16 protein-coding genes are annotated in these 22,801 nt (G+C 66.3%); 5 read left to right on the forward strand and 11 right to left on the reverse strand.

The features are described from left to right. Window positions 1-36 precede the first annotated feature (36 nt). The 6 genes from ACKI1H_RS26815 to recQ form a co-directional block, all read right to left on the reverse strand. A complete protein-coding gene (locus ACKI1H_RS26815) occupies window positions 37-2,307 on the reverse strand; it encodes a FimV/HubP family polar landmark protein (protein ID WP_440466852.1) in 2,271 nt (756 codons plus the stop codon). Between the two features lie 295 nt (window positions 2,308-2,602). Continuing rightward, complete coding sequence (gene slyA / locus ACKI1H_RS26820; RefSeq protein ID WP_045212475.1) at window positions 2,603-3,037, reverse strand: transcriptional regulator SlyA; 435 nt, start codon at window positions 3,035-3,037, stop codon at window positions 2,603-2,605. Between the two features lie 107 nt (window positions 3,038-3,144). Further along, window positions 3,145-4,161 carry a DUF2804 domain-containing protein gene (locus tag ACKI1H_RS26825; protein ID WP_138520361.1) on the reverse strand — a complete coding sequence of 339 codons (1,017 nt, stop codon included), beginning with the start codon at window positions 4,159-4,161 and terminating at the stop codon, window positions 3,145-3,147. A 97-nt stretch (window positions 4,162-4,258) separates the two neighbouring features. Then, on the reverse strand, window positions 4,259-5,455 hold the full coding sequence (locus ACKI1H_RS26830) for a diguanylate cyclase domain-containing protein (protein ID WP_440466853.1): 1,197 nt from the start codon (window positions 5,453-5,455) through the stop codon (window positions 4,259-4,261). A gap of 67 nt (window positions 5,456-5,522) precedes the next feature. Continuing rightward, complete coding sequence (locus tag ACKI1H_RS26835) at window positions 5,523-5,795, reverse strand: hypothetical protein (RefSeq protein ID WP_440466854.1); 273 nt, start codon at window positions 5,793-5,795, stop codon at window positions 5,523-5,525. Between the two features lie 103 nt (window positions 5,796-5,898). Then, a complete protein-coding gene (recQ, locus tag ACKI1H_RS26840; protein WP_138520358.1) occupies window positions 5,899-8,043 on the reverse strand; it encodes a DNA helicase RecQ in 2,145 nt (714 codons plus the stop codon). 209 nt (window positions 8,044-8,252) lie between these two features. On the opposite strand from recQ, the gene ACKI1H_RS26845 reads away from it, so the two are divergent. Then, window positions 8,253-8,840, forward strand: a complete 588-nt coding sequence (locus ACKI1H_RS26845) for a UPF0149 family protein (RefSeq protein WP_440466855.1) — start codon at window positions 8,253-8,255, stop codon at window positions 8,838-8,840. A gap of 55 nt (window positions 8,841-8,895) precedes the next feature. Continuing rightward, the gene (locus tag ACKI1H_RS26850; protein WP_440466856.1) at window positions 8,896-9,294 is read left to right on the forward strand and encodes a YbaN family protein; all 399 of its coding nucleotides are present in this window, start codon (window positions 8,896-8,898) and stop codon (window positions 9,292-9,294) included. A gap of 176 nt (window positions 9,295-9,470) precedes the next feature. Here ACKI1H_RS26850 and ACKI1H_RS26855 read toward each other — a convergent pair whose 3' ends face one another. The 4 genes from ACKI1H_RS26855 to ACKI1H_RS26870 are packed head-to-tail and all read right to left on the reverse strand — an operon-like array spanning window position 9,471 to window position 15,877. Then, on the reverse strand, window positions 9,471-10,895 hold the full coding sequence (locus tag ACKI1H_RS26855) for a heavy metal sensor histidine kinase (RefSeq protein ID WP_440468916.1): 1,425 nt from the start codon (window positions 10,893-10,895) through the stop codon (window positions 9,471-9,473). A gap of 5 nt (window positions 10,896-10,900) precedes the next feature. Beyond that, the gene (locus ACKI1H_RS26860) at window positions 10,901-11,593 is read right to left on the reverse strand and encodes a heavy metal response regulator transcription factor (protein WP_138520355.1); all 693 of its coding nucleotides are present in this window, start codon (window positions 11,591-11,593) and stop codon (window positions 10,901-10,903) included. A gap of 49 nt (window positions 11,594-11,642) precedes the next feature. Next, a complete protein-coding gene (locus ACKI1H_RS26865) occupies window positions 11,643-14,735 on the reverse strand; it encodes a multidrug efflux RND transporter permease subunit (RefSeq protein WP_138520354.1) in 3,093 nt (1,030 codons plus the stop codon). Continuing rightward, entirely contained in the window at window positions 14,732-15,877 is a 1,146-nt protein-coding gene (locus ACKI1H_RS26870; protein WP_246084808.1) for an efflux RND transporter periplasmic adaptor subunit, read from the reverse strand. The genes ACKI1H_RS26865 and ACKI1H_RS26870 overlap by 4 nt, the downstream gene beginning before the upstream one ends. A gap of 208 nt (window positions 15,878-16,085) precedes the next feature. On the opposite strand from ACKI1H_RS26870, the gene lapG reads away from it, so the two are divergent. Further along, entirely contained in the window at window positions 16,086-16,787 is a 702-nt protein-coding gene (gene lapG, locus ACKI1H_RS26875) for a cysteine protease LapG (RefSeq protein ID WP_138520353.1), read from the forward strand. A gap of 12 nt (window positions 16,788-16,799) precedes the next feature. Next, window positions 16,800-18,755, forward strand: coding sequence for a cyclic di-GMP receptor LapD (gene lapD / locus ACKI1H_RS26880; protein ID WP_440466857.1), 1,956 nt, complete (start codon window positions 16,800-16,802; stop codon window positions 18,753-18,755). 438 nt (window positions 18,756-19,193) lie between these two features. Here lapD and pap read toward each other — a convergent pair whose 3' ends face one another. Next, the gene (gene pap / locus ACKI1H_RS26885; protein ID WP_280055931.1) at window positions 19,194-20,699 is read right to left on the reverse strand and encodes a polyphosphate:AMP phosphotransferase; all 1,506 of its coding nucleotides are present in this window, start codon (window positions 20,697-20,699) and stop codon (window positions 19,194-19,196) included. A 107-nt stretch (window positions 20,700-20,806) separates the two neighbouring features. Between pap and mnmC the strand changes: the two genes are divergently transcribed. Further along, the gene (gene mnmC, locus ACKI1H_RS26890) at window positions 20,807-22,774 is read left to right on the forward strand and encodes a bifunctional tRNA (5-methylaminomethyl-2-thiouridine)(34)-methyltransferase MnmD/FAD-dependent 5-carboxymethylaminomethyl-2-thiouridine(34) oxidoreductase MnmC (protein WP_440466858.1); all 1,968 of its coding nucleotides are present in this window, start codon (window positions 20,807-20,809) and stop codon (window positions 22,772-22,774) included. Window positions 22,775-22,801 lie beyond the last annotated feature (27 nt).

The raw sequence follows: 22,801 nt of genomic DNA on the forward strand, positions 1-22,801 counted from the left end.
CCGGCATCGGCCGGGCTTTTTTATACGCGGTGAGGATCAGGCTATCAGCGCCAGCAGTTCGCGCGCTTCGGCCTTGGCCTTGGAGTCGCCGCTGGCGATCACCTGCTTGAGGATGCCGTAGGCCTCTTCCAGGTTGCCCTGGTCGATGCACTGGCGAGCGCGATCGAGGCTGGCCAGCAGCTCGTCGTGCTCGTGGCCGATATCATCCGGCAGGTCGAAGCTCAGCTCCTCCTCCACGCCCATGGTCTTGCTGCCATGGCCGAACATCTCGCCGTGCTCGCCCAGGTCCAGCTCGGTGATTTCCGGCAGCTCATGCAGATTGCTGCGGAAGTCCGACGGCACTTCCTGTGCGGCCTTGGGTGCAGCCTTGCCCTGCCGGGTCGATTCGAAGGGGGTGTCGAGCTTGTCCCAATCCAGGTCCAGCGACAGGTCGCTGAGGTTCATGGCGAAATCCGGCTGGTCCTGCGCAGCCCTGGGTTGTTCCACGGGAGTGGCCACAGGCTCGCCCAACTCCAGGTCGTCCCAGTCGGTGAGCGTCTCGCCGGTTGGCGGCTGCAGGGTGTCTTCCGGGCGAATCAGCATCGCCGGGTAGCGCGACTTGAGCTGGTCGATCTGCTTCTGGTCACCGCCGGCCGCGACCAGGGCGTGCTCTTCCTCATGGAAGCCCGCCACGTCGCCCAGTTCGGCCAATACCAGCAGCAGCTTCATGCGCACCTCGCGGCGGTTCGGCTCGGCGTTGACCGCCTTGCGCAGCATGTCGCGGGCCTGGGTGAAGCGGCCGTAGGCGATGTAGATGTCCGCACCTTCCAGGCTGTCCGCGCTGGCCGCGGGCAGACGGGCGACACCCGGCTCCGGCGTGGCGACCACCACCGGATGCGGCGTCGGTACGGGAGCCACAACAGCGGCCGCCAGCGGCTTGACCTGCGGAACCGGTTTCATCGGCTCGGGCGCGGCCGCGCGCTGAGGCGGCATCTCGACCGGCTTTTCCTCGCGCTTGCGGCGGGCGAACAGCAGGCCGACCAGCAGCGCGCCCAGAGCGCCGGCACCCAGCCAGGGCCAGTAATTGAAACCGAAGCCCTGGGCATCCTGCGCCGGGGTTGCCGGCTGTTCGGCGCTTGCTGCCGGAGTGTCCTGCTGCACCGGCGCCACGGAATTGGGAGCGGCGGGCACGGCATTGGTCGGGGCATTGCCAGTGGCTGCGTCAGCTGCCGGAGCATTGGCTCCCGGCACAGTGCCCGAGGCCTCCTCGCCCTGGCGGCGATCCAGCTCGGCCTGCAGTGACTGCACCTGCTGGTCGCGGCTCTGCAGGGCCTGCTGGAGGGATACCAGCTGTTTCTGCAGGTCGTCCATGCGCTGGTCCATCTGGTCGCGCTGCGCGTTGGCCAGGAGCAGGTCGGCCTCCACCTTGGCGGCGCTGGCATCAGCGGCCGGCGCTGTCGGTACGGCAGCATTGCCCTGGGCCTGGGACGGCGCACTGGCTGCAGCGGCCGCAGGTACCTGCGACGCGCTGGCTGGCTGCTCGATGGCCGTAGCAGGAGCTGCGGAAGCGGGCTGCGGCGCCGAGGCCATGTTACCGGTGCCGACGTGTTGCTGGCCCTGCGGCAGGACCAGCGTCTGGCCCACCTTCAGGCGATGTGGGTCACCATTGACGAAGGCCTGCGGGTTCAGCGCGACGATGCTGTCCATCAGCTGCGCGCGGGAAGCGCCGCTGCCGGTCAGCTGCGAACTGATCTTCCACAAGGTGTCATTGCGCACCGTGGTGTAGCGGCCATCACCCGCCGGCAGCGGCGGTTGTGCCGGCGCGCGGCGCACGGGTTCCGGGCGGTAGACGTCCGGACGGTAACCCGAAGAGCGCGAAGGCGAGACGTCGCTCACCCCGACATTGGCGGCCACGCTGCGGTTGGCGCTGTACTCCGGCGGATCGATCAGCACGGTGTACTCACGCAGCATGCGACCGTTGGGGCGCTCCACGGCGATCAGGAAATTCAGGTAAGGCTCGTGCACCGGCTGCGTGGACACCACCTTGATGTAGCCACGACCATTGCGGATCACCGGGGTGAAGCGCAGGTTCTGCAGGAACACGAAGCGGTCGACGCCGGCATTCTCGTAATCGGCGGGACTCGCGAGCTTCGCAATGAGTTCGTCGGAGGTCATGTCGCCGGTCTCGAGCAGGGCGATCTCGGCATCCAGTGGCTGGTTCAGCCCGGAGTGCAGCGTGATATCCCCAAGACCGAGGGCATTCGCGTGAGCGGAGACAAAAACCGAAAGTGCGGCAAGCGTCAGCGGAATTCTATTTATTCGAGCCATAACCCCATCCCATTGTCCGGGTCTGCACGCCATTCCCTGACCACTCGAAAGCAGCAGGCTGAACCTGTCCACACACTTGAAGCCATGCCGGACTGCAGACCGTCACGCACCACCCCTCTGTACCTTGCAGGGTACAGGCCGTCTGATATCACGGATTAGGTGTTGCACGGAGTTTGGTCAAGATAAATCGTCGAAAAACCGGCGAATGGTTAAGGGGTGGATGGCGAATGGCTAGCGGCCCCGTGGAGGACCGCCAGAAAAATGGCTACTTTACCCGAATAACGTGATGAATTGCTCAGTTTCGCTCGAGGTTGCCGAGAATTCGACTGAGCGTTTTCTGACACAGCGCGATTTCTTCTTCCGAAATCCCCGCCAGCACTTCGTTGCGAACGGCGGCGGCGATGTTCTCGATATCGGTGATCAGGACGTCTGCCTTGGGGGTGAGGGCGATGCGCTTGGCACGGCGGTCTTCAGCCACGGCCTGGCGGCGGACCAGCCCCTGGGCTTCCAGGCCATCGAGCAGTCGGGCCAGGGTCGGGCCTTCGACACCGACCGACTGGGCCAGCTCGCGCTGGGTCGGGGCGGCGGAGTGGCGCGCCAGGTGCAGCAGCACCAGCCAGCGAGCCTGGGACAGGCCGAGGTGGCTGAGACGGCGGTCGAGTTCGGCCCGCCATGCACGCGAAGCCTGGGCCAGTTGGGTACCGAAGTAGTGCTTATCGTTGTCTGACATTGTGCTGCGTACGGTAAGAAGTTGGACGGCTAATTGATTTGACTAATTATTAGCCAGCTAATCAAGCTCGTACAATGACAGATTGTCGCAGGTTGTAAATCGCTATCTCACCATTTCGCGTACTGGTCTTCGACGAACCCCCACAAGTTCTCGATGCGCACCTCGGCCTGCCCCGCCGGTCGCAGCACACCGCTGAAGCGTCCGAAGATCTGCTTGAAGTTGCTTGCCAGCACGCCGAGATTGAGGCGTTCCTGGTGCAGCCCGTGGGCCTCGAAGTGCAGCTCGACCTGGCCGTCGTAGGAACGGATGGTCCAGGGTTGCAGCGGATGGTCGCGGTCGAACTCGAAGCGCACCGTGTCGACCTTCACCAACTGGCCGTCGAGCCAATAGCAGTTCTCGGTGAAGCTGGTCTCGTTGACACCGCACGACAGGTTCAGCCCGACGCGCCGCCCTTCCGTCTCGCCGGACAGGCAGGCCCAGTTCCAGAATGTCTCGCGGCGCATGTAGCCAGCGGACCAGTCGTGATGTGCATAGGCATTCAGCTCGCGAAGGTCGTAGTTGCCCAGCGCGCTGCGCACTTCACCGCTGCAGTGCACGCCGGCCACCTTTCGCGCATACACCCAGCCATTCACCGCGGTTGGCGTGCAGAGGCTCATGGGCTGAAATGCCGGCTGCTCCTCGCTGAAGCGCGCGTCGATGCGGGTGCCGTCGTCCAGCTCGACCAGCAGACGCTTCTCGAAGGGCGCGGAGCCGTTCTCCAGACGCAGCAGGTTGCGCCCCTGGCGCAATTCACAGACGCCATCGTTGGGCGTCTGCGAGAAGTTCGAGCCCATGCCCAGTGGGCACTTGAACTGGCGTTCGATCATCCGCCCACTCTCGGGGTGGTAGAGGTAGACGAAACCGATGGTGAGCAGGCTGACATCCGCCAGTGCACAGCCGCCGATCAGCGTCGGGCTGATCAGACCGAAGTACTGGAACTGGTGGAAGCTGCGCCACTTGCTCAGCGCCCCGAGGCGCCGGCCCATGGGCGAGCGGAAGTCGAAGTCGCGGTAATTGATGGTCGCCGGGGTGCCGGGAAAGATGCCGTAGTGCGGTTGGCCGTTGGGCTGGATCAGCTGCTGCATGGGCGCGGGCTCGGTGACGGGGTGCGCCGCATGCTAGCACCGCGCCGGCGCGCACCGCAGTCACGCACGGCGCCAGCTCGGGGGACCGAATGGGCCATCAGGCGACGACCTGGTTGCGTCCGAACGCCTTGGCTTCGTAAAGGGCACGGTCGGCATGCTCGTAGATGCTGCGCAGCGGATGGCCGGTCTCCGGCCACAGGCAGGAAACACCGATGGACAGCGTCACCTCGTCCGCCGTCAGCGACCCCTCATGGGCGATGCCCATGGCCTGCACCGACTCGCGCACGACCTCGGCGCGCTCCCTGGCCTCGCGCTCGCTGGCGCCGTAGAGCAGCACGGCGAATTCCTCGCCCCCCAGGCGCACGGCCATGTCCAGCGGGCGCCGCGCACTGGCCGCCAGGACCTCGCCGATGCGCTGCAACACGCCATCGCCAGCCTGGTGGCCATAGCGGTCGTTGTAGGCCTTGAAGTGATCGACATCGCAGAGCAGCAGCGCCAGCCCTACACTTTCGCGCTGGGCCTGGCGCCACAGGCGCTCCAGTTGACGATTGAAACTGCGGCGGTTGTGCAGGCCGGTCAGGGCGTCGTGCTCGGCCATGACCTTCAGCAGACGGCTGATGAGGAAGTGCTGGCGGGACTTGTAGTCCAGCAGGTAGCACCCCACCGCGCCGACCAGGTTGGCCAGCAGCAGGAACACCACGTTGCTGATCAGCTTGGGCAACGGCAACCCCGCGTACAGCTCGAAGCCCACGTACGCCAGCAGGATCACCGAGGCGCAGCCCACCGCCTCGGCGAAACGCAGACCGATCAGGAAGTAGGCGGCCATGCTGACCAGCAGCAGGCCTTCATAGGGATAGCTCGGGTCCACCGTGTGGGCGATGCCCGCCACGGCCGCAGCGCCGATGCCGACGCTGAGGATGCACGCCAGGCTCAACGGTACCAGCAACTGGGTATGCCGGCGCTGCAGGATGAGCCCGCCACAGACGGTCAGCAGCACCAGCACGCCGATCCGAACGGCGAGCATGTCCCAGTGTTCTACAGTGCGGATCAGAAGGAAGTCGATAGCCGCCAGCGCCAGCCAGATCAGCACGCCGATGGTCAGCGCGGTGCGCTTGAGATCGAAGCTGTCTTCCAGCAGGTAATGGCGGTACTGGGTCTCGAGGTCGGGTTCGAAACGCAGGCGACGAAAGCCCCGTGAGAGCTGTTCGGCATAGGCATTGGAGCGGACGTCGTCCAGCCAGCTTTGTTGTTGTGGCACGCTCACCTCTTCTCGTGGAGGTCTAAGTGCCACCATAGCCGTTCGGGACGTGCGTCACAAGTTTGTCGTTTTGCCCCGTCACGAAACTGACAGGGCAAAACACTCACCAGCGATCATCCCGGGAATTCCGGTAGCGATCGTGGCCGTAGTACGAGTCGTTGCAATAGCGGCGATCGGAGCGGCTATGGTGCTTGCGGCAGTCGCGGTCGTCGTCATCATCGTCCTTGGACATGATCACCAGCCCTGCTACCAGCGCCACCGCTGCAACGCCGATCAAGGCGTTCTTGCCACCTTCTGTCAGCCCGCCAGCACTGGCGCATCCACTGAGTTGCCCAACGACCAGCAGCCCTGCCACTACCCGCACCCAGCTCGCCATCTGTCACTCCGAAAGTGATCCGTACTGATAGCTATGACTGGTGGGGAAAGGCGCCGTTGCTGGCACATTGATATTTCATCTGTAACGCCGTATTTCCGGGCGATCAGACTTCCAGTTCGGCCTGCAGGGCGGCGCGCACGCAATGCAGAACGCCCAGCGGCACGCGACCTTCGAACAGTTCGGCAATGGCGCTCACCGGCGGCAGCTCGCCGTCCTCGTCGAGGAAGGCATCCTGGACTTCGCCAAGTAGCTCCTCGGGCAGGTCAAGCGCCTGCTCCAGAGTCAGTTGCTGCTTGCCGATGGCCTCGGCCAGCAGGCTGTAGACATTCTTCTCGCTGCAATCGAGCTGGCGGGCAATTTGCGCGGGGGTCATGCCGGCACGGGCCAGGGTCACCAGTTCGTGGCGCAGATCGGTGACCGGAGCCGGGGTGTCCGGCGCCTTGTCGGACTCGGTGAGGACATCGAGGAAGGCCTGGCCGTAGCGCTCCAGCTTGCGCGCGCCGACACCGCTGACCTGGGCCATGGCGGACAGCGTGGTGGGCTGGCTGCGGAGCATTTCCAGCAGGGTGGCGTCGGGGAAGATGACGTAGGGCGGCACCGAGTGCTCCTCCGCCAGCTTGCGCCGCAGGGTGCGCAGGGCTTCCCACATCTCGCGCTCTTCCTGGCGCACCAACTGGCTGGCCGGGCTGGCACCGCCGGAAGAAGCGGACTTGCTGCGCTGCGGCTTGGGGTCACGGCGCAGGGCCAGCGTCTCCTCGCCGCGCAGCAGCGGGCGGCAGGCCTCGGTCAGGCGCAGGCCGTTGAAGCCATCGACGTCCACATCGGCGAAGCCACGGGCGACCAGCTGGCGGAACAGCGTGCGCCACTCGTCCTCGCCACGGGATTTGCCGATGCCGAATACTGCCAGGTGCTGATGCCCGACACTGCGCACCTTTTCGGTGTCCTTGCCCAGCAGCACGTCCACCAGGTGGCCGACGCCATAGCGCTGGCCGCTGCGGTAGATGGCCGACAGCGCCTGGCGCGCAGGCTCGGTGGCGTCCCAAGTTTCCACGCCATCGACGCAGATGTCGCAGTGACCGCAGGGATTGGGCATCACCTCGTCGAAGTAGGCCAGCAGCGCCTGACGGCGGCAGCGGGTTTCCTCGCACAGCGCCAGCATGGCTTCGAGCTTGTGCCGCTCGACGCGCTTGTGGCGCTCGTCGCCCTCGGAGTTCTGCATCATCTGCCGCAGCAGCAACACATCCTGCAGGCCGTAGGCCATCCAGGCGTCGGCGGGCAGGCTGTCACGGCCGGCGCGGCCGGTTTCCTGGTAGTACGCCTCCAGGCTCTTGGGCAGGTCCAGGTGCGCGACGAAGCGCACGTTGGGTTTATCGATACCCATGCCGAAGGCGATGGTGGCGACCATGATCAGCCCTTCCTCGTTGAGGAAGCGCTTCTGATGATAGGCGCGCAGGTCGTTGGACAAGCCGGCGTGATAAGGCAGCGCCGGGAAGCCCTGATTGGAGAGGAACTCGGCAACCTCCTCGACCTTCTTGCGCGACATGCAGTAGACGATCCCCGCATCGCCGCGTCGCTCGCTGAGGAAGCCCAGCAGCTGCTTGCGCGGCTGCTCCTTGGGCACGATGCGGTAGAAGATGTTCGGCCGGTCGAAGCTGGAGAGGAACTGCTCGGCGTTCTGCAAGTGCAGGCGCTGGATCATCTCCTCGCGGGTACGCATGTCCGCCGTGGCGGTCAGGGCGATGCGCGGCACATGCGGGAACAGCTCGGCGAGTTGGCCCAGCTGCAGGTATTCAGGACGGAAGTCGTGGCCCCATTGCGACACGCAGTGCGCTTCATCAATGGCGAACAGGCCGATCTCCAGGCGCTGCAGGAAGGCCAGCATGCGCGGCTGCACCAGGCGTTCCGGGGCGAGGTAGAGCAGCTTGATCTCGCCGCGCTGCAGGCGATCGGCGATCTCGCGCTGGGCATCGGGACTCAGCGAGGAGTTCAGCGCCGCCACCGGCACGCCCAGTTCCTCCAGCGTGGCGACCTGGTCTTCCATCAGCGCGATCAGCGGCGACACCACCACCGTCAGTCCTTCGCGCAGCAGCGCCGGGACCTGGAAGCACAGCGACTTGCCGCCGCCGGTGGGCATCAGCACCAGCGCATCACCGCCACCGGCCACGCGCTCGATGATCCGCGCCTGATTGCCGCGGAAGGCGTCGTAACCGAAAACGTCTTTGAGGATGCGCAGGGCCTGATCGAGCATGGGGGACTCCGAATGAAGCCGCGCATTATACGCAAGCCATCCGGTCGCGGCCGGCACCTTGTCCGGGAAACTGCGGAAAAATCCGTCACATGCGTCCGAGCTCTGCGTCGGAGCCCTGCGTCGGCGCGGGCTGCACGGGCATTTGGCTTTTGCCGCGAGCCGGCGGAAAGACTACAATTCGGGACCGATCACCTCCGAGGTAGTACCCGATGTCCTTCGCCGACCAATTGTCCCGCCTGCAAGCCTTTCTCGATGCCGATGACCTGCACGAGGAAGCCTTGGACTACGTGGCGGCACACGGCTACCTGACCGCCCTGGCGATCTGCCCGGAGGAAGTGCCGGAGCGCGAGTGGATCGACGCCCTGTTCGCCGAGCCGCCGCACTACCGCAGCGAGGAAGAGCGCAGCGAGATCGAATCCACCCTGGCTCAGCTCAAGGCGCACATCATCCGCCAGATGGCGGGTGACGAGGAGCTGGAGCTGCCCTGCGAGCCCTACCTGGGCGACGAGCCGGACGACTCCGACATTCGCGGCTGGTGCATCGGCTTCATGGAAGGCGTGTTCCTGCGTGAGGCCATCTGGTTCGAACAGGCCGAGGAAGAAGTCAGCGAGCTGCTGCTGCCGATCATGGTCGGCTCCGGCCTGTTCGACGAACAACCCGAGTTCGACGAGATCGCCAGCGACCGTGGACTGGTGGACGACATGGTCGCGCAGATCCCCGAGCTGCTGACCAACCTGTTCCTGCTGTGCCAGGCCCCGGAAGAGAAACCGGCCCTGCTCAAGCCCCGCACCCACTGATCCGCTACCGGGGCCGCGCAACGCGGCTCCGGGTTCGCTTCGCGTACGTCGATCGATGCCACGAGAAATCCGCCAGAGCCGCCACGCCTGGGTTCGCTACTGCCTGCTCGGCGTGGGCTGGCTCAGCGTGGCGCTGGGCGTGATCGGCATCTTCCTGCCAGTCCTGCCCACCACGCCCTTCCTCCTGCTCGCCGCCGCCTGCTTCATGCGCAGCTCCCAGCGCTTCTACGACTGGCTGGTGAACCACCCCAGACTCGGCCCGTGGATCCGCGACTACCTCGACGGCGAAGGCATCCCGCTCAAGGGCAAGGTCTACGCCATCGGCCTGATGTGGTGCAGCATCCTGGTTTCCGGCTTCATCGTGCAACGCCCGTGGGCCTGGGCCTTCATGCTGACCAGTGCGACGCTGGTGACGATCTATCTGATCCGGGTGAAGACGCGGCGGTTGGATTGAGTCCTCCGCCGGGGCAAGTCCCCTCTCCCCAGCCCTGGCTGCGCGCCCCGCTCCGAAGGGAGAGGGAGCGGCTCGCAGCGTCCGGCTAGCTCGGCAATTCGCCTGAGACCAATCCAGTCCCCTCTCCCTTCAGGGAGAGGGTTGGGGAGAGGGAAAACGTCTCAGTGCCAACGCCATCAAACGAGCACGACTTCCCGCACTTCTCCGTCATCATCCGAACGGTGCCCCACCGCCCCCACCGCCCCCACCGCATCCACGGTGAAGCCAAAGGTATTCACCCCACCCTCGCAGCGCACGAACACCGAGCCGCCATGCATGCTCGCCACCGCCTTGACGATGGACAGCCCCAGCCCGTGGTTGCTCTGGCTGTTGGCGCGGGCCATGTCGGCACGGTAGAAGCGCTCGAACAGGCGCGCGCGCTGCTCGGCGGTGATCGGCTCGCCGGGGTTGCTGACTTCCACCAGCGCCGCGCCACGCTCGCCGCTCAGGCGCACGTCGATGCGACCGCCCGGCGCGGTGTGCTGGGCGGCGTTGTACAGCAGGTTGGTCACCGCGCGCTGGAACAGCGCCCGCTCGACGCAGGCCCGCGCGTCACCGCGCAGGCTCACTTGCACGCCCTGCTCGTCGAAGATCACCTCGAGGAAATCCACGGTGGTCGCTACTTCGGCCGCCAGCGAGGTTTCCACCCGCTCGGCCGCCAGCCCGCCCTGGTCGACACGGGCGAGGAACAGCATGTCGTTGACGATGGCGCGCAGACGCTCCAGTTCTTCCAGATTGGATTGCAGAACCTCTTCGTAATCCTGTGCGCTGCGCTCGCGGGACAGCGCCACCTGGCTCTGGCCGATCAGGTTGGCCAGCGGCGTGCGCAGTTCGTGGGCAACATCGGCGTTGAACGACTCCAGGCGCAGGTAGGCCTGCTCCAGCCGGTCCAGCGCTTCGTTGAAGGCGCCGGCCAATGCCGACAGTTCCGCCGGCAATCCTTCCAGACGCAGGCGCTGGGACAGCTGCTTCGGGCTGATCTGCCGCGCCTCGGCGGACAGTTCGTGCACCGGCCGCAGGCCGACCCGTGCGATCCAGTGCCCGCATAGCGTCGCCAGGGCAATACCCAGTGCGGACAGCACGAAGAGGGTGATCAGGGTGGCATGGCGCGCATGCTGGAAGGCCACGCTGTCGATCGCCGCGAGCAGCACCAGCGCCGGGCGACCGCCACTGGCCGGCAGAACACCGACGCGTGCACTCAGTGGCGAGTCGTGTTCGGGCAACTCCAGTTCAGCGTAGCCATTACCACTGCCCAGCATCCGCCGCACTGCGTCGGTGGGCTGGCCGTAGCGGAAGCGCGAATCGTCGCTGTCGATCCAGAAGCGGATCAGCTGGTACTCCTGGCTCAGGGTATTGAGCTTGAGCTGCATGTGCGGCCAACGCTCGGCGAGGTCCGGCTTGTCGAGCATGCGCGCGACCATGTTGAAGCGGGTGTCGAGTTCCGAACGCTGCAGGCGCTCGATCTGCCCGTCCAGCACGCAGTACAGGGCCGAGCCGATGAGCAGGAAAATACCCAGCGCGGCGGCGGCGAACATGCCGGCCAGGCGGGTCGACAGCGACAGCCCCCTCACGCTTCGCCCCCTTGGGCGGCGCGACTCTCCAGCACGTAGCCCATGCCGCGGATGGTGTGCAGCAGCTTGGTGTCGAAAGGCCCGTCGAGCTTGGCGCGCAGACGCTTGATAGCGACCTCGACAACGTTGGTATCGGTGTCGAAATTGATGTCCCAGACCAACTCGGCGATGGCCGTCTTGGAGAGAATTTCCCCACTGCGCTGGGCCAGCACGCAGAGCAGCGAATACTCCTTGGCGGTCAGTTCCAGGCGCGTTCCGCCACGCTGGACGCGTCGGCTGACCAGATCGATGGCGAGGTCGGCGATGCGCATCTGCGTGGCGCTCTCCAGGTGTGCGCCACGGCGGGTCAGAGCCTGCAGGCGCGCCACCAGCTCAAGGAAGGAGAACGGCTTGATCAGATAGTCGTCGGCGCCTTCGCGCAGGCCGCGCACGCGGTCCTCCACACGCTCGCGGGCGGTGAGCATGATCACCGGCGTCTGCCGCTGTTCGCGCAGGGCGCGCAGCACCCCGTAGCCGTCGATGCCGGGGAGCATCACGTCGAGGACGATGACGTCGTATTCGCCGTTGAGCGCCAGGTGCCGGCCGTCGATGCCATTGCTCGCGACATCCACGGTGAAACCCTGCTCGCTCAGCCCGCGCTGCAGGTAGTCGGCGGTCTTGCTCTCGTCTTCGACAATCAGTACGCGCATGCCCGTTCCTCGTTCGCCACGCCCATCATCCATGCTACCCAGCCCCGCCTCACGCCGCACCTTCGATCAGGGCCGGCGCGGCCTGGCGATGGAACAGCCGGTCCAGCGCCAGGTACACCACCGGGGTGCTGAACAGGGTCAGCGCCTGGCTGAAGATCAGCCCGCCGACCACCGCCACACCCAGCGGCTGGCGCAGTTCCGAGCCGGTGCCGAAGCCGATCATCAGCGGGATCGCACCCAGCAAAGCGGCCAGCGTGGTCATCATGATCGGCCGGAAGCGCGCCAGGCACGCCTCGCGGATCGCGTCATAGGGCGACAGCCCGCGCTGGCGTTGCGCGGCCAGGGCGAAGTCGACCATCAGGATGCCGTTCTTCTTGACGATGCCGATCAGCAGCACCAGGCCGATCAACGCCATCACCGAAAACTCCAGCCCCCAGCCCCAGAGCAGGAACACCGCACCGATGCCCGCCGAGGGCAAGGTGGACAGAATGGTCAGCGGGTGCACGAAGCTCTCGTAGAGCACACCGAGGATCACGTAGACCGCGAACAGCGCCGCGAGGATCAGCAGCGGCTGGCTCGCCAGCGAGCTCTGGAAGGCCGCCGCCGCGCCCTGGAACTCGCCGCTGATGCTGGACGGCATGCCGATCTCCTCCTGCGCGCGCTGCACCAGCCCCACCGCGTCGCCCAGGGCCACGCCCGGCGACAGGTTGAAGGACAGGGTCACCGCCGGGAACATGCCGTTGTGGTTGATCTGCAAGGGCCCCGACTTGTCCGGCGCGACCCGCGCCAGCGCCGCCAGCGGGACCATCTCGCCGGTCAGCGGCGAACGCAGGTGGAACCACCCCAGGCTCTCGGCACGGCCACGCTGCCGCGAGTCCAGTTCGAGGATGACCTTGTACTGGTTGACCTCGGTCTGGAATTCGCCGACCTGGCGCTGGCCGAAGGCGTCATACAGCGTCTGGCTGACGTCCTCGGCGGACAGCCCGAAGCGCGCCGCCGCCACCCGGTCGATCTGCAGCGAGGTGACGCTGGCGCCCATCTGCAGGTCGTTGGAAACATCCTGCAGGCCACCCTCCTCCTTCAACCGCTGGGTCAGCCGGTCCGCCCACAAGGCCAGCGCCGCGCTGTCATTGCTGCGCAGGGCGTACTGGTACTGAGTGCGCACCGGGCCGGTGGCGAGGTTGATGTCCTGGGCCGAGCGCAGATAAAGGACGATACCCGGCACCTTGGCCAGCTTGGGCCGGATGCGGTTGATGAACTCGTCCACGGAGACGTCACGGTCGCCACGGTCCTTGAGCACGATCCAGAAGCGACCATTGGAGAGGCTCTGACTGCCGCCGGTGATACCGATGGCATGGTTGTAGCTCTGCACCGCCGGGTCGGCGGCGATGATGTCCGCCAGCTGCTTGTGTTTCTCGGCCATGTCGGCATAGGAGATGTCTTCGGCGGCCTGGCTGGTGCCAAAGATGAAGGCGGTGTCCTGGGACGGGAAGAAGCCCTTGGGAATGCCGACGTAGCCGGCCACGGCGATGGCCACGCAGACTACGAAGCCGGCGAGCACGGTGCGCTGATGATGCAGCGACCAGTCCAGCCCCTTCGCGTAGCGCGCCAGCAGCCAACCGGCGATACCGCCGTCATCATGCCCATGCTTCGGCGCGCCCATGAAGCGCGAGGCGAGCATCGGCGCCACGGTCAGCGAGGCCAGCACGGAGATGAGGATGGCGGCCGTGACGCTGACGGCGAACTCGCGGAACAGCCGTCCGACGATACCGCCCATGAACAGCAGCGGGATGAACGCGGCGATCAGCGAGAAGCTGATGGACACCACGGTGAAGCTGATCTCCGAGGCGCCGGCCAGCGCCGCCTCGACTCGATCCTTGCCCTGCTCCAGGTGGCGGTGGATGTTCTCCACCACCACGATGGCATCGTCGACGATGAAGCCCACCGCGATGATCAGCGCCACCAGCGTCAGGTTGTTCAGAGTGAAGCCCAGCAGGTACATGGCCGCGAAGCTGGCGCTGAGCGACACTGCCAGCACCGTGGCGACGATCAGGGTAGCCGACAGCTGGCGCAGGAACAGGCCCATCACCAGCACCACCAGGCCCATGGTCAGCAGCAGGGTCAGCTCCACCTCGTGCAGCGAAGCGCGGATGGTCCGTGTCCGATCGTTGAGCACTTCCACTTCGACGCCCGCCGGCAGCATCTCGCGCAGGCGTGGCAGCTCGGCCTGGATGGCATCGGCGGTATCGACGATGTTCGCGCCGGGCTGGCGCAGGATCACCAGTGCCACACCTGGGCGGCCGTCCGGCCAGGACTGCACGTAGTCGTCTTCCGGCGCCTTCACCACCTTCGCCAGATCACGCAGGAACACCGGCGCACCGGCACGGTAGGCCACCACCAGATCGCCGTATTCATCAGGGCTGAACAACTGGTCGTTGGCGGCCAGGGTGGACACGCGGCCATCGCCGAACAACGCGCCCTTGGCCAGGTTGATACTGGCCGACTGCAGCGACTGGCGCAGGTCGGCCAGGGTCAGGCGGTAGGCGGCGAGCTTCTCCGGCTGCGCCTGGATGCGGATCGCCGGGCGCTGCTGGCCAACCACGAAGATCTGACCCACCCCGCTGATCTGGCTGAGCTGACGCGCCAGCAGCGTTTCGGCGTAATCGCTCAGCTCGATCAGCGGCATCAGCTCGGAGTTGACCCGCACGATCATGATCGGGCTGTCCGCCGGATTGATCTTGCGCCAGGTCGGCAGGTTCGGCATGTCCGCCGGCAGGCGCCCGGCGGCAGCGTTGATCGCGGCGGTGACCTCCTGGGCGGCGACGTCGATGTTCTTGTCCAGGTCGAACTGCAGCGTCAGGGTGGTCGATCCCAGCGCGCTGGTGGAGAGCATCTGGGTGATGCCGGGAATAGCGCTGAACTGTACCTCCAGCGGAGTCGCCACCGAAGACGCCATGGTCTCCGGGCTGCCGCCTGGCAGCAGCGCCTGTACCTGAATGGTGGGGAAATCCACCTGCGGCAGCGGCGCTACGCCGAGCCGGAAGAAGGCCAGCAGCCCGAGAAACAGCGAGGCGATGGTCAGCAGGCAAGTGGCGATTGGGTGGCGCACGCACCAGCCGGACATGCCGGCACGCACACTCACGGCTCGCTCCGGCGGGCCAGGGCCTGCACGTCGCCCTGCACTTCCACGCGGGCCCCCGGGGTCAGGCGCGAGTGGCCGTCGAGCACCACCTCATCGTCCACCGCCAGGCCTTCGACGATAGTGCGTCCGTCCACTTCCTCGACGATGCGCACCGGCACCTTCTGTGCCTTGCCGTCTTCGATGCGGAACACGAAGGCCCCATCCAGGCCGCGGCGCACGGCGCGGCTGTCCAGCACCAGACCGTTGTGCAGCACGCCGGACTGCAGGTCGATGGCAACGAACTGCCCCGGCCAGAGCTTGCCGTCCTTGTTGTCGAACACAGCCCGCACGCGGATGGTGCCGGTGCTGCTGGCCACCTGGTTGTCGATGCTGCGCAGATGGCCTTCGCCGAGCAGCTGGCCGCCGTCACGGCTACGCGCGACTACCGGCGAGTCGCCGGCCATCAGCGGCTGCAGTTGCGGCAGGTTTTCCTGCGGCAGGGCGAAGACCACCGAGATCGGCGACATCTGGGTCACGCTGAACAGGCCATTGCTGTCATTGGTGCGCAGCAGGTTGCCGACGTCGACATTGCGAATGCCGACGCGGCCGGCGACGGGTGAGGTTATGCGGGTATAGGACAGGCGCACGCGCTCGGCGTCGATGGTGGCGTCGTTGCCGCGCAGGGTGGCGCGCAGGCGGGCTGCTTCGGCTTCGCTCTGCTCCACCGTCTGCCGGGAAATCGATCCACGCTGGATCAGGGTCTGGTAGCGCGCCAGGTCCTGCTCGACGATGCGCAACTGCGCCTGATTGCTCTGCTTGGTGGCCTCGGCCTGCTCCAGTGCGGCCTTGATGGCTCGGTCGTCGATGGTCGCCAGCAGTTCGCCCTGCTTGACCATCTGCCCTTCCTCGACAAGCAGCGCGGTGAGCTGGCCTTCCACCTGCGGGCGCACCAAAACGCTGGCGAGCGAGGTAACGGTACCGACGCCATCGATGTTCTGCGTCAGGTCTTCGCGGGCAACGCGCGCCAGGGTCACCGGTACCCCGGCTGCCTGGGCTGCGGCCTGCGGCGCTTCGTGCCGGCCGGCAAAGCCCCAGATGCCCGCTCCCAGCGCCGTCACCCCCAGCAACCCTGCTGCCAGCCAAACCCGCCGTTGCCCCTGCATCCCGCTCTCCTGCGTCTGGTTCGGCCACAGCGGCCGCATCCTGGGGTTATAAGCCCGCCGTCGGGACCGGATGCTGACCCTTAAATGACAATTCTGTCAGATTCGCCTCCAAGGCCCGTGGGACGGGGCTTTGCGCTCAATGGCGATACGCCAGCGCAAGTTCTCGAAGAGCGCCTAGACTCCACACATCCCACATGGAGCGCTGGCGATGCAGCCACCCCGAGGAGCCCTCTGGCTGTTCGCCAGCCCGCTGTGTCTGCGGGCCGGTGCTCTGCTGCTCGCGCTCCTCGCACTCACCGCCACCGCCGCCTGGAACTTCGACACCATTCTGAAGAACGCCGAGCAGCGCTACGGCAACCTCGGCACTGCCAAGACCCGCATCGAGTCCTGGGGCCGCCTGATCGCCGACAGCGAGAGTCTCGACGAGATGGCCAAGCTCAAGGCGGTCAATGCCTTCTTCAACGGCGCCCTGGTATTCACCGACGACCGCACCGTCTGGCACCAGGAGGACTACTGGGCGACGCCGGTGGAATCCCTCTACAAGGGCGCCGGCGACTGCGAGGACTACTCCATCGCCAAGTTCGTCACCCTGCGCCGCCTCGGCGTCGCCAGCGACAAGCTGCGCATCACCTACGTCAAGGCGCTGCAGCAGAACCAGGCGCACATGGTGCTCACCTACTACGCCTCCCCCACTGCCGAGCCGCTGGTGCTGGATAACCTGATCCCGCAGATCAAGCCTGCGTCCCAGCGCAAGGACCTCCTGCCCGTCTACGCCTTCAACGCCGAGGGGCTTTGGCTGCCCGGCGCCAACGGTGGCAAGCGCACCGGCGACAGCAAGAAGCTGTCGCGCTGGCAGGACCTGTTGACCAAGATGCGCGCCGAGGGCCTGGACCTCGACGAGACGCGATAGGAGAACCCCGGCATGTCATTGCTCAAGCAACTGTTCCTGGCGATCTGCCTGTTCCTCGTGGTGGCCTTCGCCGGCAGCTTCGCCGCCAGCCTTGAAAGCTCCCGCGAGCAACTGATCGGCCAGTTGCGCTCGCATGCCCAGGACGCCGCCACCGCGCTGGGGCTGTCGCTCACCCCGCACGTGGACGACCCGGCAATGATCGAGCTGATGGTCAGTTCGATCTTCGATTCCGGCTACTTCGCCACCATCCGCGTGGTGAGCATTCCCGAGGGCAAGGTCATCGTCGAACGTGACAGCGACAGCCAGGATCAGAAGGTACCGGCCTGGTTCGCCAAGCTGGTCAACCTCAAGGCCCAGGGCGGCGACGCGCTGATCATGCGCGGCTGGGAACAGGCCGCACGGGTCGAGGTGGTCAGCCATCCGCAGTTCGCCCTGGCCAAGCTGTGGGACGGCGCGCTGGGCAGCCTCGCCTGGCTGCTGGCCTGCGGGCTGGTCAGCGCCATCCTCGGCGGCTGGCTGCTGCGTACCCAGCTCAAGCCGCTGGACCAGATGGTGCAGCAGGCCCACGCCATCACCCGGCGCGAATTCCTCACCCTGCCCAAGGAGCCGCGCACCCCCGAACTCAAGCGCGTGGTGCAAGCGATGAACCAGATGGTCGACAAGCTCAAGGCACTGTTCGCCGAGGAGGCCACCCGCAGCGAGAAGCTGCGCGAGGAGGCCTACCAGGACAGCCTCTCGGGCCTGGCCAACCGCCGCCTGTTCGACGCGCGGCTGGATGCACAGCTGTCCCCCAGCGAACAGAACGCCGCCGGTTACCTCCTGCTGTTGCGCCTGAACGATCTGGGCGGGCTCAACCAGCGCCTGGGTGGGCAGCGCACCGACGCGCTGATCCGAGATGTGGCCGAGCTGCTGGAACGTGAGCGCGAGCAGCACGGCACCCCAGATTGGCTGGCTGCACGCAGCCGCGGCGGAGAGTTCACCCTGCTCGCACCCGGGGTCGACAGCGCCAGCGCCGAACTGCTTGCCGACCAGCTCAGCGCCGCCCTGGAAAACCTGCGCAGTACCGGCGCCAGCGACAGCACACCGGTGGCGCACCTTGGCCTGGCCGCCTTCCGCCCCGGCGAATCGGCCGCCAGTGTGCTGTCCCGTGCGGACCAGGCACTGGCGCAAGCGCAATCCTCGCCTGACCGGCCCTGGCAGCGCCTGGACAGCTCCGGCGGCCAACCCGCGCAAGACTCGCGAGCCTGGCGCGAATGGCTCGACGACGCCCTGCAGAAGGGCAAGCTGCAACTGTGGTTCCAGCCCGTGCGCACCTGCGCCGAGAACGGCGAGGTGCTGCACCAGAAGGTGCTCGCGCGGCTGCTCGACCCCAAGGGCGAGGCCGTCGCCGCCGGGCAGTTCCTGCCGTGGATCGAGCGCTTCGGCTGGTCCGCGCGTTTCGACCTGGCCATGCTCGAACACGCCCTCGCCCACCTCGCCCAGCAGCCAGCGCCACTGGCCCTGTCGCTCTCGGCGGAAACCGTACGCAGCGCCGAGCCCTTGCGTCAGTTGTTCGAAATTCTCCGTGCCCACCCGCAGGAAGCCCAGCTGATGACCCTGGAGGTGGACGAACGCTACCTGCCGCCGCCGGCCGAGCTGGAGAAGCTCGCCCAGTCGGTGCAGGACGTCGGCGCCAAGCTGGGCCTGCAGCATTTCGGCGGGCGCTTCAGCCTGATCGGCAACCTGACCCGCCTGGGCCTGGCGTACCTGAAGATCGACGGCAGCTACATCCGCGCCATCGACCAGGACAACGACAAGCGCCTGTTCATCGAGGCGATGTACCGCGCCTCCAACAGCATCGACCTGCCGCTGATTGCGGAGATGGTGGAAACCGAGGGTGAGCTGCAGGTGCTGCGGGAGATGGGGATTGCCGGGGCGATGGGGCGGCTCATTGGTGCGCCGAAGCCGTCGCAGAAAAACGGGGCATAGATCGGCAGCACGCCTGGCATCGGCATGCCCCTGGAAGAGCGGGCTTGCTCCCGAACCGATTTCGCAATGGGGCCTGTTCGCGAGCAAGCTCGCTCCTACGAAAGCCCTCAATCCCCCGCTTCGGCTCTAAAAAGACTTCCAGAAAAACACCCGAGCACTCCGAACGGCCCCGTTCAGCGCGTGCCCCTGAAACTTCGCTTCAACGAGGGCATTTTTCGCCCCAAGCGAAAAACCGGATGTCCGGGGCAAGACCTTTGCCTACTTTGGGGCGTTTGCCAAAGCAGGTCGCCCGAGGGGGCGAAACAAGAAGTCCGCGCGCCCGCCGAAGCGGCGCTGGATTCCCAACGACAAGCAAGAGCATCGTGGGCAAGGTCCGCTCACACCAGCGTTGATCAGCTTCGCGAGCAAGCTCGCTCCTACAGGTAGCGAGCTGAAGCGTCAGTCCTTCTTGCTCTTCTTCGAACTCCCGTATGCCGCCTCCAGCGCATCGTTGATGGTCCTGAGTACCTTCACCCGCGCATAGCGCTTGTCGTTGGCCTCGATCAGCGTCCAGGGTGCGATCTCGGTGCTGGTGCGGTCGACCATGTCGCCCACCGCGTCCACATAGAGGTCCCACTTGTCACGGTTTCGCCAGTCTTCCTCGGTGATCTTGAAGCGCTTGAAGGGAATCGACTCGCGCTCCTTGAAGCGCTCCAGCTGGGTCTCCTGGTCGATGGACAGCCAGAACTTCACCAGCACGATGTTGTAGTTCGCCAGCTGTTCCTCGAAGTCGTTGATCTCCGCGTAGGCGCGCAGCCAGTCGGCGTCGCTGGCAAAACCCTCGACCCGCTCCACCAGCACGCGGCCGTACCAGGAACGGTCGAAGATGGTGAACTGTCGGCGCGCCGGGATGTGCCGCCAGAAGCGCCACAGGTAGGGCTGCGCGCGCTCCTCCTCGGTGGGCGCGGCGATCGGCACGATGCGGTACTGGCGTGGGTCCAGCGCGTCGGTGACACGGCGGATCGCGCCGCCCTTGCCTGCGGCGTCGTTGCCCTCGAACACGGCGATCAGCGAGTGGCTGCGGAAGCGCTTGTCGCGCATCAGCGTGGCCAGGCGCGCCTGCTCCTTGGCCAACTGCTCCTTGTACTGGTCCTTGTCCAGCGACAGGCTCAGGTCCAGCGCATCCAGCAGGCCCTTGTTGTCCAGGCTGGAGACCAGCGGCGCGGCGTGAGGCTGCGGAGTCGGGCGATCCTTGCGCTTGAGGGCGGCCTGGAGGCTTTCGAGGATGGTGCGGCCGACCGTCAGGCTGCGGTAGCGCTCATCGGAACCTTCCACCACGTACCAGGGAGCATAGTCGCGGCTGGTGCGGCGCAGCACGCGCTCGCCATAGCGCACGAACTTGTCGTAGACCTCGCTCTGCTTCCAGTCCACCTCGCTGAGCTGCCAGCTGCGGCTCGGGTCGTTCTCCAGCGCCTTGAGGCGCTCCTTGAGCTGCTTCTTGGAGAGGTGGAACCAGAACTTGAAGATCAGTGCTCCCTCGTCGGAGTACATGCGTTCGAAGCGCTCGGCATCGCCGATCAGGCCGTCGAGCTGGCTGTCCTTGATCTCGCCCGTCACCCGCGCATAGAGCATCTGGCTGTACCAGTTGCCGAAGAAGATGCCGGTGGTGCCCTTGGGCGGCAGGCGGCGCCAGAAGCGCCACTGCGGCGGCCGGGAGAGCTCCTCGTCAGTGGGCAGCAGGAAGCTCTCCACCCGGATCAGCCGCGGGTCCATCCACTCGTTGAGCAACTTCACCGTCTCGCCCTTGCCGGCGCCCTCGATGCCGTTGATCAGGATGATCACCGGGAAGCGCGCCTGTTGCTTGAGCTCGTACTGCGCCTCGAGCAGGGCCTCGCGCAGCACCGCGACTTCCTTCTCGTAGGTTTCCTTGTCGATGGAATGACCGATCTCAGCGGATTCGAACATGCAGCTCTCCTTGTTTCGAAGTGAATAAAAGGTAGCGGATGTGACGCAGGCTGTCTGCGCGGCGGATCGGCTAAACTGCCGCCTTCGTTTCCCAGCCTTGCCTTCCCATGCCCGACATCAGCAGCGCCCAGATCGACTGGGACGAAAACGGCCAGCCCACGTCCCGCGTCTACGACGACGTGTATTTCTCCCCTGCGTCCGGTGTTGCCGAGACGAACCACGTGTTCATCAACGGCAACCGCCTGCCCGAACGCTTCGCCGCACTGCCCGCTGGCGGGCGCCTGTGCATCGGCGAAACCGGTTTCGGTACCGGGCTGAACTTCCTTTGCGCCTGGCAGCTGTTCGAGGCGCAGGCCCCGCTAGATGCGCAACTGCACTTCGTCAGCACCGAGAAGTACCCGGTGGCGCCGGACGACCTGCACCGCGCTTTTGCCCTCTGGCCGGAGCTGGCGCACCTGTCGGGGCAGTTGCTGGAGCAGTACGTGGCGATCAATCCCGGCTTCCAGCGCTTCGTCTTCGCCGGGGGTCGCGTGGTGCTGACCCTGCTGGTGGGCGACGTGCTGGAGACCCTCCCCGAACTGGACGCGCGCATCGACGCCTGGTTCCTCGACGGCTTCTCCCCGGCGAAGAACCCGGAGATGTGGAACGACGCGCTCTACGCCCAACTCGCCCGCCTCTCGGTGCCGGGCACGAGCATCGCCACCTTCACCAGCGCAGGCTTCGTCCGCCGCGGGCTGGGCGCCGCCGGCTTCAAGATTCGCCGCACCCCGGGCTTCGGCAAGAAATGGGAGATGTCCCAGGGCGAGTTCCTCGGCGTCGAACAGCCGGCCGGCAAACCCTGGTACAGCCGACCAGCCCGACCGAATGGCCCGCGCGAAGCGCTGGTGATCGGCGGCGGCATGGCCGGTTGCGCCAGCGCCGCCAGCCTTGCCGCGCGGGGCTGGCAGGTGACGCTGATCGAGCGTCACTCGGGCCTCGCCGAAGAAGCCTCGGGCAATCCGCAGGGCGTGCTCTACCTCAAACTGTCCGCCCACGGCACGGCGCTGTCGCGGTTGATCGTCAGCGGTTTTGGCCACACGCGACGGCTGATCCAGCGCCTGCGCAAAGGCGAGGAATGGTCCGATTGCGGCGTGTTGCAACTGGGCTTCGATGACGCCGAAACCCAGCGTCAGAGCAAACTGGCCGAAGCTTTCCCGACCACCCTGCTGCGCCAACTGGGCAAGGCCGAGGCCGAATCCATCGCCGGCATCGGCCTGCCCGCCGGCGGGCTGTTCTATCCCGAAGGTGGCTGGGTGCATCCACCCGCGCTGTGCCGCCATCTCGCTCAGCATCCGAACATCCGCGTGCTGACCGGTGAAGAAGTCCGCCTGCAACGCGACGCCGATGGCTGGAGCGCCTGGAGCGGCGAGCAGAAACTCGCCAGCGCGCCCATCGCCATTCTTGCCACCGCCGCCGAAGTGCGCCGCTTCGACGGGGCCCAGACGCTGCCGATGAAGCGCATCCGCGGGCAGATCACCCGCGTACCGGCCACCGCCGAGAGCGCCGCACTGAGTACCGTGGTCTGCGCCGAAGGCTACGTCGCCCCACCGCGCCACGGCGAGCACACCCTGGGCGCCAGTTTCGAATTCAAGCGAGACGACACTGAGCCATCATTGGAAGAACACCTGGGCAACCTCGACCTGCTGGCGGAGATATCCACAGACCTGACCGAGCGCCTGCACATCGCCCAGCTCGATCCGGTAATGCTGCAGGGCCGCGCCGCCTTCCGCTGCACCACCCCGGACTACCTGCCGCTGGTGGGCCCGCTGGCGGATCGCGAAGCCTTCGCCCAGGCTTACGCAGTGCTCGGCAAGGACGCGCGCCAGGTGCCGGAAACGCCCTGCCCCTGGCTCGACGGCCTGTTCCTGAACAGCGCCCATGGCTCACGCGGGCTGGTCACCGCGCCGCTGGCCGGTGAACTGCTGGCGGCCTGGATCGACGACGAACCGCTGCCCGTGGCACGCGCCGTGGCCGAAGCCTGCCACCCGAACCGTTTCTTCCTGCGCGACGTAGTACGCGGCCAGAAGAACTCCTGAACACCTCGCGGTCCATCGATGGGACCG

Source organism: Pseudomonas sp. YH-1 (assembly GCF_051990045.1).
Lineage (GTDB): Bacteria > Pseudomonadota > Gammaproteobacteria > Pseudomonadales > Pseudomonadaceae > Pseudomonas > Pseudomonas nicosulfuronedens.